Annotated in this window: 12 protein-coding genes; 4 read left to right on the top strand and 8 right to left on the bottom strand. The window is 44.5% G+C overall.

The genetic code is table 11. The features are described from left to right. Window positions 1-148 precede the first annotated feature (148 nt). Window positions 149-1,783, bottom strand: a complete 1,635-nt coding sequence (locus F890_RS06005; protein WP_005266041.1) for a phospholipase D family protein — start codon at window positions 1,781-1,783, stop codon at window positions 149-151. A 101-nt stretch (window positions 1,784-1,884) separates the two neighbouring features. Between F890_RS06005 and F890_RS06000 the strand changes: the two genes are divergently transcribed. Continuing rightward, window positions 1,885-2,895 (top strand): metallophosphoesterase, encoded by a 1,011-nt coding sequence (locus F890_RS06000; protein WP_005266040.1) that lies wholly within the window; start codon window positions 1,885-1,887, stop codon window positions 2,893-2,895. Between the two features lie 24 nt (window positions 2,896-2,919). Here F890_RS06000 and F890_RS05995 read toward each other — a convergent pair whose 3' ends face one another. The 3 genes from F890_RS05995 to trhA form a co-directional block, all read right to left on the bottom strand. Next, a complete protein-coding gene (locus F890_RS05995) occupies window positions 2,920-3,321 on the bottom strand; it encodes a hypothetical protein (protein WP_005266039.1) in 402 nt (133 codons plus the stop codon). 131 nt (window positions 3,322-3,452) lie between these two features. Then, window positions 3,453-4,760 (bottom strand): MFS transporter, encoded by a 1,308-nt coding sequence (locus F890_RS05990; protein ID WP_004281697.1) that lies wholly within the window; start codon window positions 4,758-4,760, stop codon window positions 3,453-3,455. Between the two features lie 142 nt (window positions 4,761-4,902). Next, window positions 4,903-5,547 (bottom strand): PAQR family membrane homeostasis protein TrhA, encoded by a 645-nt coding sequence (trhA, locus tag F890_RS05985; protein ID WP_005266038.1) that lies wholly within the window; start codon window positions 5,545-5,547, stop codon window positions 4,903-4,905. Window positions 5,548-5,649: 102 nt separating this feature from the next. On the opposite strand from trhA, the gene F890_RS05980 reads away from it, so the two are divergent. After that, window positions 5,650-6,873: a class I SAM-dependent methyltransferase gene (locus tag F890_RS05980; RefSeq protein WP_005266037.1), complete on the top strand. Its 1,224-nt coding sequence runs from the start codon at window positions 5,650-5,652 to the stop codon at window positions 6,871-6,873. Next, complete coding sequence (locus F890_RS05975; protein WP_005266036.1) at window positions 6,867-7,298, top strand: GNAT family N-acetyltransferase; 432 nt, start codon at window positions 6,867-6,869, stop codon at window positions 7,296-7,298. The genes F890_RS05980 and F890_RS05975 overlap by 7 nt, the downstream gene beginning before the upstream one ends. A gap of 69 nt (window positions 7,299-7,367) precedes the next feature. On the opposite strand, the gene F890_RS05970 is transcribed toward F890_RS05975, so the two are convergent. The 4 genes from F890_RS05970 to F890_RS05955 all read right to left on the bottom strand — a co-directional run bounded on the left by F890_RS05970 (window position 7,368) and on the right by F890_RS05955 (window position 12,433). Next, window positions 7,368-7,712, bottom strand: a complete 345-nt coding sequence (locus F890_RS05970) for a hypothetical protein (RefSeq protein ID WP_005266035.1) — start codon at window positions 7,710-7,712, stop codon at window positions 7,368-7,370. Between the two features lie 160 nt (window positions 7,713-7,872). Beyond that, a complete protein-coding gene (locus F890_RS05965) occupies window positions 7,873-10,008 on the bottom strand; it encodes a 3-hydroxyacyl-CoA dehydrogenase NAD-binding domain-containing protein (protein ID WP_005266034.1) in 2,136 nt (711 codons plus the stop codon). Between the two features lie 11 nt (window positions 10,009-10,019). Further along, on the bottom strand, window positions 10,020-11,225 hold the full coding sequence (locus F890_RS05960; protein WP_005266033.1) for an acetyl-CoA C-acetyltransferase: 1,206 nt from the start codon (window positions 11,223-11,225) through the stop codon (window positions 10,020-10,022). A 197-nt stretch (window positions 11,226-11,422) separates the two neighbouring features. Further along, window positions 11,423-12,433, bottom strand: coding sequence for an AraC family transcriptional regulator (locus F890_RS05955; protein WP_004645946.1), 1,011 nt, complete (start codon window positions 12,431-12,433; stop codon window positions 11,423-11,425). 213 nt (window positions 12,434-12,646) lie between these two features. On the opposite strand from F890_RS05955, the gene F890_RS05950 reads away from it, so the two are divergent. Beyond that, window positions 12,647-13,768 (top strand): CaiB/BaiF CoA transferase family protein, encoded by a 1,122-nt coding sequence (locus tag F890_RS05950; RefSeq protein WP_005266032.1) that lies wholly within the window; start codon window positions 12,647-12,649, stop codon window positions 13,766-13,768. The last annotated feature ends 242 nt before the right edge of the window (window positions 13,769-14,010 follow it).

Here is a 14,010-nt window from a genome sequence, read left to right as displayed (position 1 = left end):
AAAGTAGCATATAGACTATAATCGTTTAATTTAAAATGAAAAGATGCTGTTGTTCACTGAAAATAATTAAGGAGTTTTTTCTAAACTCGTTAATTGACGCCATTATTCCATAAGAAACTTTTTAGGATTGCTGTTCAAAGAATCAAACTTACATAAAGCCTTCAATAGGCAGCCACGACACCAGTTTAAGTCCAGCTTTCTGATACCATTTCATTTTTGGTTCTTTGGTAAACGTTTGAACGTCACCATTGGCTTTCTTGATTTTCCAGTTAATGTTCTGATTCGCATCCAGCACCAGTTTATACGCATATTTGCTTAAATTTTTGTCCATGGTGTCGTGTACTGCACGTGCCAAAGACGGACTGTTCAGCAACACGCCAATTTCAGTATTCAAATAGGCTGAACGCGGATCAAAGTTAAAAGAACCAATAAACACCTGTTTTTGATCCAGTGCCATCAGTTTGGCATGCAGGCTGGAACGGCTCAGTCCTTTCAGGCTGACTTTAGCTTTTTTCGAAATTTCCTCAGTATTGGCATTTAGGTGATTAGCTTCTGGCGCTGCCAAGAACTCATACAGCTGCACCCCATTTTCCAATAGATCCTGACGATATTTGGCATAAAAGGCATGCACCACGGCAACGTCGTTGGCCTTAAAAGAGTTGGTCAGGACGCGAACCTTGATATTCTCATTCGCCAGTTTCTTTAAACGGTCTGCACCAATTTTTTCCGGAACAAAATAGGCAGAGACAATATCGACACTTTGTTCAGGTTTTTCCAGACGCTGTAATAACTGGAAATTGAGATGTTCTTCGGTTTTGGCTTTGGCCTTGATTTTGCTCGGTGGATCTTTGACTACTTCGGCTTCAACCCAATCCAGCTGAATGTTTTGTTCCAGCCATTGGTCAAAGGCTCTGGAACGATTAGCCAGATCCAGATAATTTTGAGTCGCTGGATCCTGACTATGGGTTTCTAGCTGTTGTTTTAAGCTTGGAAAACGTAAAGCATGATGCCGTGGATTCACAACCTCTTGCACCGGATAGGCATAATCATCATTCCAGTATTCATCGAAGGAATGAATGATTTCATCCGATGCCGCACCGACCAGCATCACATCGACATCAGAGAACTGATAGCTTTCACTGACATTATAATACTGGTTACTCATATTGCGCCCGCCAATCAAGGCAATCTGGTTATCGGCAATAAAGCTTTTATTGTGCATGCGGCGGTTAATGCGCTTTAAATCCAGCACCATGTCCATGGCGCGGTATTTACGAAAGCGATAGGGATTATACAGTTTGACATCGATATTTTGATGCTGGTTTAAGGCCAGATAAATCCCTTCCATTTTCTTGGCATTATTGTCATCCATCAACAGGCGCACTTTTACACCACGATCCGCTGCCTGAATAATCGCATGCAGGGCGAGGGCACCGATCCGGTCGTTATCCCAGATGTAATATTGCAGATCCAGACTGCGTTCCGCTTTATTAATCAGCTGAATCCGCGCAGCCAGTGCTTCAAGCGGATCATACAGCACGCGATAACCGGTCAACCCGATGTTCTGATCACGTAAAGGTTCAACAATTTGTGCCAGGCTGGTTTGCGATGTATCCGTTTCAAATGCCATCTGGCTTGGCTGTTCGGTTTGCTTGGGTAAGGTGCTACACGCAGGTAGACCCAGAACCAGACTACAGCTCAGTAAAATGCCGGCTTTATAGCGATGAGTACGTATAAAACTTGAGGATTGAAGATGAACTTGATCGCGGGGAGCAGTGGCCATATAAGTCGAAGAATGAAAAATTAGAATTGAGTATAATTGCCAGCTATGAAAAGATAAATATAAAGCCAGTAATCTGCTGCTCGACTGAATAAGGCCAATTTATGTGGGATTCGAATTCCGTACTGTTTTATTTTTATCTGGGAATGGCGATTTTAGCCATCTGGGCTGTGGCTCAGGCATGGTCGAGCCAATCACGTACCGAAACCATTCATCCCTTTAAAGCTTTTGGTCATTTGCTGGCTTTTTATCTTGCCTATTTATTAATCCCTTTGGTTTTCTTCAGTATTTATGCTGGATGGACGGGTTATTATTCACTGCATGAAGCCATTTTTGTATTTTTGCTTAGTGGGGTTTTGACTTATGCACGCTTTATCGAGCCGCATTTAATTCAAGTGAAAACGACACAATATCAGATTAATGCAGATAAACGTTTAAAGCAGCCGGTGAAAATCGCCCTGATTGCAGATTTGCATATTGGTCTTTTTTCAGGTCATGAGCGGCAGTTGCGACAAATTGTACACAAATTAAATCATATTCAACCTGATTTGGTGGTGGTTGCTGGCGACTGGACTTATGAGCCAGAAAATAAACTGGCACAGGAACTGGCCATTTTAAAAGAGATTCACGCTCCTGTTTATTCGGTCAATGGTAATCACGATGAGCAATATCCCGGACCACCAATTCGAGAATTATTGCACTATGCATTGCAAGTCAATCAGGTTATGGATATTGAAGGTCAAATTGTCGAATTTGATGAATTCCGACTTTTGGGCGTGGGTGATCTCTGGGCTGGTAAAGCCGACATGCGCAGTTTGCCAGACTTGCCTCAGGACAAGCCTTGGGTCATTCTTTCGCATAACCCGGATACGGTCGATATGATTCCCAAACTGCCAACGCGTCCTCTGATGCTGTCTGGGCATACTCATGGCGGACAGGTAGAGCTGCCTTGGCTAACTAATTACGTCATGAAAAAGGTTTCAATTTTGGGACATAAAAAGGGCATGTACCGCCATGAACATGCAGATGTGTTCGTTACTGTCGGTACCGGCTTGGTCGGCGTGCCTTTCCGTTTCCGGGTGCCGCCTACCATTGATATTATTGAACTGATTTAAATTCAGTCGACGTGCTGTACCGCGTTAACTGATGATCCAGACCAGAATCAATAACACCACCGCGACGGCCGCCATCATCCAGATTTTCTTTTCGATTTTTCGGGTTGGCACATTTTCACGTAATTGTTGCGCAGTGATTTCAGCTTCTGTCGGTGTACTCAAGCTAGGATGGGTGGGGATTTCCAGTGGCGGTGTCACCAGGTCAATATCACCGGCATCATCACTAAAGCGTGGACCTGTACTCTCATGCTTCATGACCACATCATGTTCCTGCACAATTTCATCAATCACTTGCAGCGCCTGAGCTTCATCCAAGGGTGTATTCTCGGTGATATAGCGAACAGCTTCTAATTTTTTATCATCTTCCAGCAAAATAATGATATTGACCAACTGCTCCTGCGAGAGGTATTCGATAAGATCCTGCATGGCCTTGCCTCATTTTTTGAATTGAGTTCATTTGATTGTTGAGCAAATTTAACAAGATAAGTAGCCGAATTTTGTTGTGAAATCATAAAAAAGCCAGCATCGAGTGCTGGCTTTTGAATCAATCTAAAATCTTAGATCTGATTGTTTACATCATCATTTTTGGTTTCACGAATCAGTAAAAACGCGACAAGCGACAGGATAGATGCTGCGGTCAGGTAATAACCGACTGCAGACAAACCATAGGCGGTTGCCAGCTTGGTTGCGATTAACGGTGCAAATGATGCGCCGAAAATGCCTGCCAAGTTAAAGGTCAATGCAGAACCCGTGTAACGTACTGAAGTCGGGAAGATTTCAGACAATACAGTACCGATTGGCCCATAAGTTAAGCCCATAATCGCCAGACCAATACACAAGAACAGGAACACCACCAAGGTGCTGCCAGATTCAAGCATATCTGCAAAGAAGATACCGAAGATCGCAGAAATGACACATACCGCAATGGAAGTAGTCTTACGGCCAAATTTCTCTGCCAATACTGCTGAAAGCGGGATGAATGCAGCAAAACACAGGGTTGCAACTAACTGCAATTGCAGGAATTCTTCACGGGAATAACCGAGTTGTTTGGTTCCCCATTGCAATGCAAATACCGTAGTAAGGTAGAACACAACAAATGTACAGATTGCAGCAATCGTACCCAGAACCAGCATGCGAGAGTGCTTTTTGAACACTTGAACAAAAGGAACATTTACTTCTTTTTGTTTATCCAGCACTTTCTGGAAAGCAGGCGTTTCATGCAGTTTTAAACGGATCCATAAACCGACAATTACCAACAAGGCACTTGAGATAAACGGAATACGCCAGCCCCAAGCCATAAAGTCAGCTTCAGACATGAAAGCGCCAAGCGTCAGGAAAGAACCTGTTGCCAGAATAAAGCCGATCGGAGCACCCAGTTGCGGGAACATGCCATACCAGGCACGTTTGCCTTCCGGGGCATTTTCAGTTGCAAGAAGTACCGCACCTGACCATTCACCACCCAGACCCAAGCCCTGACCTAAACGGCACAGTGCAAGTAACAGTGGCGCAGCAATTCCGATTTGCGCATAAGTTGGCAATAGACCAATCGCAACGGTTGAAATCCCCATAGTCAGCAAAGCTGCAACCAAGGTGGCTTTTCGTCCGATCCGGTCACCTAAATGACCAAATAATGCTGCACCAATCGGACGGGCAATAAAGGCAATCGCAAAAGTCGCAAGAGACTGAATGGTTGCGGTCATCGGATCTGTACTGGTAGGGAAGAACAGATACGGAAAAATAATGACAGCAGCGGTGGCATAAATATAAAAATCGAAGAACTCGATTGTGGTGCCTACCAAGCTTGCTGTTAAAACGCGAAATTTTGAATTTTGTGCTGGCTGAGCAGCAGAATTAGACGACGCCATGGAAAACCTTACACTTACTAAAAATAAAAAAACTTAGTTTTAAAAGCGTAATCTTTTTAAAAAAGGCGTAATTTTTTAAAAAAACAACTGCAATCTTCTCGCTTCAACTCGCTCAGGGTCACTGAAATGAAAAAGGAGATGATTAAATCACGTAAAGATAGATAGACAGAAAATGTGATCCTGCGCCTATCAATACAAATATGTGCCAGATAGCGTGGGTATATCTTACTCTTTTTAAAGCGTAAAACAATGCACCCACGGTATAAGCGAGTCCACCAATGATGAGAAAGGTTAAAGATTGAGCACTTAAATATTGCTGCATATCATCCATGACCAGCAGTGCCAGCCAGCCCATGGCCAGATAAGCCGCCAAAGAAAGTTTCTGGAAACGATGAATGAAAACGAACTTGAAAAGTGTGCCAAGAAGGGCAATCACCCACAGCGCAATCAATAAATACTGGGCTTTGGCGGTCGGAATGGCAATTGACAGGAAAGGGGTATAGGTTCCGGCGATTAAATAATATATCGCAGTATGATCGACTTTTTTATAAAAATAACGGCGGTCTGCCGCAGTGGCCATGTGATAGAGCATAGAAGCAGAAAATAACAGAATCATGCTCAGCGCATAAACCCACAGTCCAATCCATTGTCCAGTACTCAGGTAAGACCCTTTAATAATCAAAAGAATACCAGCAACAATGGACAGTCCGGCACCTACACCATGACTAATATAGTTAATTCGTTCCTCATTTTGATCATAATCTGGAACCAGTGGAGCATTCTGCATGATTGTCATTCTTCTTCAAATATACACTTGTATAGTAATTCAATTTTGCTTTTAGGTTAAGAAGATTTAAACTTGATGCGCAATTCATTTCAGGTTTTATCTATGTCAACGTTGACAACTCTCTCAGATCAGGAACAGCAATTCTTGGACACCTTTCAGCAAGCTGTTGAAAGGGATCAATTTGATCGCCTGATCTTAAGCCAGTATAAAGGTGAACTGCAGGATTTAGAGAAAATGACCTTGCGAGTCATTCCATTAAATGAACAGCGCGTATTGAGCTGCCTGTATCGTTACAAGACCCAGGATGTCACCAAAAATTATCCTTTAGATGAAGCATTATTCCAGGTTACTTCACTACTGGCGTGTTGCAAACAGGCCAATCTGATCACCGTCGATGAAGAATTACAGCTGAAAAAAAACAAGAAAAAAGCCATGTTAACGCGCAGTAAACATAAAGTAGCGATGAATCAGGCGAAGCCTGCTGAACAAGGTCATGACCGGATTAAACAACGTTTTGTCGATCAGGACAGTATCTTTCTCCAGCATCTCGGGATTACCGATCAAAAAGCGCAAATTATTCCGAGCATGGCGCGCAAATGGAAGCAGATTAATAAGTTTGTGGAAATTTTCTCAGGTGCCCTGGCGCAGATTAAGCCACAAGCCGAAGGCCTGCGCGTGGTGGATTTTGGTTCGGGTAAAGGCTATCTGACCTGTGCTTTATATGACTATATGCAAAAACATGGTCAAACGCCGCATGTCACGGGGGTAGAGCTTAATCCGAAAATGGTTGAATTCTGCCAGAATGTCGCGCAGCAATCTGGTTTTGATCAGCTGGACTTTTTCCAGGGGGATGTGCGTACTTATGCGCCAGAACGTCTGGACGTGATGATTGCCTTACATGCCTGTGATGTAGCAACAGATTTTGCGATTCATAGCGGGATTCGCCTGAATGCGCAGATGATCATGTGTGCACCGTGTTGTCATAAGGAATTGCGTCCGCAGTTGCAGGCGCCAAAAGTCCTCAGCCCGATGTTACAGTTTGGTATTCATGCCGGACAGCAGGCAGAAATGTTGACCGATACCATTCGTGCTTTACTGCTCAAAGCTTATGGTTATGAAACCAAAGTTTTTGAATTTGTGGCGCTGGAACATACCAGTAAAAATAAAATGATTCTGGCGACAAAACGTAAAGACTATCAACAACCTGATCAGGCGGTTCTGGCACAAATTCAGGCACTAAAAGAGATGTATGGGATCCAGAAACATTCACTGGAATTGTTGCTTAATGACCAGTGGGATCAGAAGGGAATTGGTTCTAAATGCTAAATAATCCAGAACTGAGAATAGTGTCCGGCAACTGGAAGAATTTGGCAGCACCTGCCAAAGCGATTCGTGAAGCGGTGTTTATTCAAGAACAGCATATTGCAGCTGAAGATGAGTGGGATGCTGAAGATGCGGTTGCTATACATTTCGTTGTTTTTCAGCAGGATCAGGCGATTGCTACAGCACGCTTATTGTCAAATAATAGTATCGGTCGGGTTGCAGTCCTAACAACAGCACGCGGTTTAGGTGTTGGTCAGCGCTTGATGCAGGCCGTGATTGACTATGCGCGTGCAGAGCAGCGTAAGTTGGTAAAGCTGTCTTCGCAAGTGCACGCCATTGGCTTCTATCAAGCGCTGGGATTTGAAGCTCAAGGTGATGAATATCTGGATTGTGGAATTCCGCATATTGATATGTATTTAAAGCTTTAATTTTCAGCCATTCAAATACGAAAAAGCGAGGCATTGACCTCGCTTTTTTATGCATAGACTGAATCTGGATCAGTGGCCATGTGCTGCATTTGAGCTGTGCTCGGCATTATCCATATTGGCATGTTCTTCAGCTGACATATTGTGTTCAGCGGCTGTCGTACCTGGATGACCATTGGCAGCTTCACGTGCTTCACGATCTGCTTGCGCTTTGGCAATGGCTTCTGGAGACATCGTCGGTGCATTTTTAAAAGCGTGTTGCTGGGTAGTCTGTTTATTTTGCTGGCTTGGCATGTAATCCGGTTCATTACTTATCGCGAGCCAAAAAATAAGCATGAATAATCCACCTAAAATACAGAAGATGATAAGTGCTTTCCAGCCCCAAGGAGATTTTTCAGGTGAACTGTGATCAGTCATAGGTCTTACCCACGTGGATATCAAACTTATGTAACTTTATAACATAAATTGATCAAAAAGCAGATCGAAATCTGTCATCAGATGAGTCTATCCAGTGCATTAAGCAAATCCAGAAGATAAAAAAGAGGAAACACGTTCCTCTTTTATTTAAGTGCCTAAGTTATTGAATCGGCTGGGCGTGTGCTGCGCGATCTTTGAGGAGTTGTGGGGCTTTGAAGCGTTCGCCATATTTATTTTCAAGTACTTTGGCACGGGTCACGGCTTTGGCTAAACCATACTGATTCAGGAATTGTACTGCACCGCCCGTCCAGGCGGCAAAGCCAATACCAAAAATGGAACCGACATTGGCATCAACGACAGATTCCAGGACACCTTCTTCCAGACAGCGAACCGTATCCAGTGCCTGTACAAACAGGAAGCGGTCAATCATTTCCTGTTCAGAAATATCGTTGTCTTTTTTCCAGTAGCTGAGACCAGACCAGAGCTGCTTTTTGGCATCGGCCGGATAATCATAAAAACCTTGGCCGGCAGCCTTACCTTTACGGTTAAATTCGTGAATCATGCTGTGAATCACCTCATCCGCAGGTGATTTAGTGATGGTCTGACCTTGTGCTTCTAAAGCTTTATATCTTTCATTGGCCACATGTTCAGACAAGGTCAAGGACACTTCATCCTGAATCGCCAACGGACCCATCGGCATACCGGCTTTGAGTGCAGCCATTTCAATTCGCGCCGGATGTACACCTTCTGCCAGCAGGCGTAAACCTTCCTGCACAAAGGTACCAAACACGCGGCTAGTAAAGAAACCACGGCTGTCATTCACCACAATCGGTAATTTGCCAATTTGCTGCACGAAATCGAAAGCTTTGGCCAGCGTTTCTGGCGAGGTATTTTTACCTTTGATAATTTCCACTAGCTGCATTTTATCGACCGGACTGAAGAAATGCAGGCCGATAAAGTTCTGATCATTTTTTGAAGCCTGGGCTAATTCTGTGATCGGCAGGGTCGAGGTATTCGAAGCCATTACGCCGTTGCTGGCAAGATATTGTTCTGCCTCTTGTGTAACTTGAGCCTTGAGCGTGGGATTCTCAAATACGGCTTCAATGATCAGGTCGCAACCGGCTAGATCTTCATTCGATGCAGTTGTTTGAATCAGGCTTAAAAACTGATCTCGTTTCTCGGCTGATAAACGCCCTTGAGCGACTTTTTTATCCAGCAGTTTCTGGCTATAGGATTTGCCTTTTTCAGCCGCTTCTAATGAAATATCTTTCAGAACTACTGGAATGCCTGTGCTGGCAGTGGCATAGGCGATCCCAGCACCCATCATGCCTGCACCTAAAATACCGACTTTAGTGGCTTTCCACTTTTCAATATCTTGAGGGCGACTGGCACCGGACTTGATTGCATTCAGACCATGCCAGAAAGTGCCAATCATATTTTTAGAAATTTGACTGGTCGCCAAATAAGTAAAGTAACGCGATTCAATGGTCAGGGCAGTATCGACATCGACCTGTGCACCTTCTACCGCAGCCGACATGATCGCTTCAGGCGCAGGATAACAGCCTTTGGTTTTATCGCGCAGCATCGCCGGAGCAATTGCCAGCATCTGGGCAACTGCTGGTGTCGAAGGGCTACCACCCGGAATTTTATAGCCTTTTACATCGAATGGCTGCTGAGATTTTGGATTGGCTTTGATCCAGGCAATGGCCTTTTTCAACAGTTCATCGGTACTGTCTGCGACCTCATGAATCAGCCCTAAAGATTTAGCTTTATCGACTCCAAACTGTTTGCCTTCCATTAATAAAGGAAGGGCATTTTGCAGACCGAGCAGGCGGATGCTACGGACGATACCACCGCCACCTGGTAATAAACCCAGTGTGACTTCAGGCAGGCCAAATTTGCTTTTAGGGTCATTCAGGGCAATACGATGATGGGCACACAGGGCAATTTCCCAGCCACCGCCAAGCGCCGTGCCATTCAGTGCAGCAACCACAGGAATACCGCGAGTTTCGATATAGCGTAGTTTGGCTTTCATCTCTTCAATCATATTGAAGAATTCAGTTGCATGCTCAGGAGTGGCTTGAATCAGTTCATCCAGATCGCCGCCAGCAAAGAAAGTTTTTTTCGCTGAACGGAAAATAATCCCGGCAATATCTTCATCTGCTTGTAACTGGACAACGACTTCATCTAGTGCCGTACGAAAGTCGGCATTCATGGTATTGGCAGACTGGTTTGGAGAATCAAACGTTAAAATAACAATATTATCTTCATTTTTTTGATATTGAATTGCGCTCATTATTTTTCTCCTTATACCAGTTCAATAATGGTTGCGATGCCCATACCGCCACCCACGCAAAGTGTAGCTAGTCCACGTTTTTTGCCCTGGCGTTCTAACTCGTCCAGTAATGTCCCTAAAATCATCGCACCAGTCGCACCGAGTGGATGTCCCATGGCAATTGCACCGCCGTTGACATTCACCTTGGCAGGATCAATCTTCATTTCATTGATAAAGCGCATCACCACGGCAGCAAAAGCTTCATTGACTTCAAACAGGTCAATATCATCAATGGTTAAACCCGCCTTAGCCAAGGCCTTACGAGCAGCCGGGGCAGGGCCGGTCAGCATGATGGTTGGATCTGCACCGACCAGTGCCGTGGCCAGTACTTTGGCTCGTGGCTTCAGACCTTGTTCTTTTACCGCTTGTTCCGATGCGATCAAAACCACAGCCGCACCATCGACAATGCCTGAAGAATTCCCGGCATGATGCACATGATTGATAGCACCGACTTCAGGATATTTTTGCAGGGCAATTGCATCAAAGCCCATTTGCCCCATAGTGGCGAAACTTGGATTGAGTTTGCCCAAGCCTTCTGCGGTCGTTGTCGGTTTGATAAATTCATCTTTGTCCAGAATCACCACACCGGCTTTGTCTTTTACCGGGATCACGGATGCATTGAAATAACCATTGGCTTGAGCGGCAGCTGCTTTCTGTTGTGATTGTTCGGCAAATTGATCTACATCAGAACGCGTATAACCGTCAATCGTGGCAATCAAATCTGCACCAATACCTTGTGGAATAAAGTCACAGGCCATATTGGTCTCAGGGTCCAGTGCCCAAGGACCACCGTCAGAACCCATCGGCACGCGGGACATGGATTCGACGCCGCCTGCAACGACCAGATCTTCCCAGCCAGAGCGGACTTTTTGTGCGGCCAGATTGACAGCTTCCAGACCGGAAGCACAAAAACGGTTAATTTGCACACCCGCTACATCATTATCCCAACCAGCAGCGATGGCAGCCGTTTTGGCAATATTGGCGCCCTGATCACTAATTGGTGTGACACAACCGAGCACGATATCATCTACTTTTGCGGTGTCAAACTGATGACGAGCCTGAAGTTCGTTGAGTAAGCCAGTCAATAATGAAATGGGTTTTACCTGATGTAAAGATCCATCTTTTTTGCCTTTTCCGCGTGGCGTACGAATGGCGTCAATAATATATGCCTCGCTCATAGCATGTCCCTTTTATTGATTTGATGAAAATTATTCTAATGACTCGAGTGTAATACTTAATTTTTGAAGTGCAATGACGAGAACGGGCCAGATCATTTGAGCGATTTAGCCAATTTTAGCTATAAAAAAGCCTAAGCTTTTGCTTAGGCGGAGAGAACTGGTTTTATTATTACATGCTCTTTTGCGGCATTACTTGATTAATGATAGCCATGCAATTGACGATACAGACCCGGGGTTACACCGGTCCATTTCTTGAAGGCGCGGTGGAAAGTACTAGTTTCACTGAAACCGACTTGTTGTGCAACATCTTCAAGGGTTAGATCAGGGTTAAGTAACAGGTGAATTGCGGCATCACGACGCAGGGCATCTTTTACGCCTTGATAGCTTTTACCTTCGGCTGCCAGACGGCGGCGCAAAGTTTGCGGTGATAGATATAACATCGATGCGACATCGTTTAATGTCGGCATTTCTTCGCCAATCTGGCTCTTCAGTACATCACGAATCCGTGAAGTCAATGAGTTGGTATTTTTGAATTTCACCAGCAGTTGGGCAGGCGCTGCTTTCAAAAATTCTTCCAGGGTTTCTTCATTCTGGCGAATTGGTAGGTCCAGATAGTCCGCAGCAAAAGTGATTTCGGTACGTGGCATGTCGAACTGCATCACCGGTGCAAAGAACAGGGCATCATATTCATCGGCATGGTCTGGACGTGGATAACTAAAATGCACGCGTTCCAGTGGCAGGCGACGCTCAATGAGCCAAGACGCCAAGCCATGCCAGATCATCAGCATGCTTTCAGTAATGAAATGATCCGGATCCATTGCATTTGGAATCAGCGGAACCAGACGTGCTTCGTGTTTGTCGCGTTCCAGGGTCACCGACCAGTCATCACCAAAGAGTTTGTAGAACTGGGAAGACAGTTCCAGTGCATCACCCAGAGTTTTGGCATGAATAATGAGCTGGCACATGATCGCAAAAGTACCCAGACGGCGTTGCTGTTTGTCAAAGCCGACATGCTCGTCCTGAGTCACCATCCACAACATTTTTATAAAGCGGGTATATTGTTCAGGTGAAATACGCGCTTTGGGCTGATGCAGCAGTTCTGCTTCAATCCCGACGTGAGACAATAAAGTATCGACATCCATGCCCAGACGCTTAACGCCAGATAAGGCAGCATTGACGAAGTGGATACTGATCGTATCACGACTCATGTTTAATCCTTCAGTCTCTTTAATGTTCACTAATAATTGACCTAAATGACGAAAAATAATAAAGCAATGGCAATTTACAAGAATACCTTTGCCATTTTCTTACATATTAGATTGCCGAAACTATCAAGGTAAATGGCTGAACATGACATTGTTTTTGTGCATTTATGTGCCTAAGATGCTGAAAAAAGCAATATAAGTAGAGCAAATACTCCAATGTCATATGTATTAAAAGGATTGAAAATCCTAGATTTTTCTACACTTTTACCCGGCCCGTTTGCCACATTATATCTTGCTGATTTAGGTGCAGAAGTTGTGCATATTGAATCACCAACCCGACCGGACCTGTTGCGATTAATGCCACCTTTTGCCAATGGACAGGCCACTTCACAAAGTTATTTGAATCGAAACAAGCAATCGGTTGCACTGGATTTGAAAGATCCTACGAATATTGAACTGGTTAAATCCAGGATTGCAGATTATGACATTGTGATTGAGCAATTCCGTCCCGGGGTGATGCAACGTCTTGGGCTAGACTATCAAACCTTGAGCGAAATTAATCCGAAACTGATTTACTGTTCCATTACCGGTTATGGCCAAACTGGCACATATAAAGATAAAGCAGGACACGACATTAACTATCTGGCTTTGTCCGGAATTGCCGGACACAGTGGCCGGATTGAAAATGGTCCACCAGCCTTGGGAATTCAGGTCGCCGATGTTGCAGGTGGTTCCATGCATGCCGTGATTGCGATTCTGGCCGCGGTGATTGAACGCCAACAAAGTGGCAAAGGCCAGTATATTGACATTTCCATGACCGATTGTGTGGTAACGATGAGCAATCTGGCAGCTTCTGCCAGTCTGGCTGGCAATCAGCATCAATCTCCAGAATCCGGCTATCTGAATGGCGGGACTTTTTACGACTATTATGAAACCCAGGATGGGCGTTATTTGTCAATTGGTAGTCTGGAACCACAATTTATGCAGGGGCTGGCACAGGCTTTAGAGCTGCCGATTCTTCTGGAAAAAGGCGCCTCTTATACCGCTGAAGCTCATGCTGTGGTGAAGCAGGCGATTCAGAATAAAATCAAGACCAAGTCATTAGCTGAATGGCAAATGCTGTTTGCCGCGCTGGATGTCTGTGTCGAACCGGTGCTCAGACTTGAGGAAGCGTTACATTCTGATCTGGCCCAGCAGCGAGGATGGGTCGTACAGGTGCCACTCAAATCCAGCAGTCAGCAGACCGAAGCACAACTGGCTTGCCCGATTAAATTTTCACGTTCAACGATACGTTATGAATTTGTAGGGCAGCAATTGGGAGAGAGCCAAAATTGGTAGAATTTTTAAAGTATTAATAAGATAGTTAACCGAAGTTGAGAAAATTTTTCCTATATGAAAATAAGTAATAATGATTGAAGAATTTAATCATTATTACTTTAAATTTAATCGAATGCTGTAAATACTGAGATCCGTGAAACTTTGGTAGGCTTATCAATAAAACCGCTATGAAATATGTATAAAAAGCATTTTATTGATAGGTTCAATCTCGCTATCCTTGCCGGCGATATAATAGAAACTAC

It is taken from the genome of Acinetobacter sp. CIP 64.7, from assembly GCF_000369745.1.
GTDB classification, from domain to species: domain Bacteria; phylum Pseudomonadota; class Gammaproteobacteria; order Pseudomonadales; family Moraxellaceae; genus Acinetobacter; species Acinetobacter fasciculus.
This window is presented reverse-complemented; position numbering and strand designations above follow the sequence as displayed.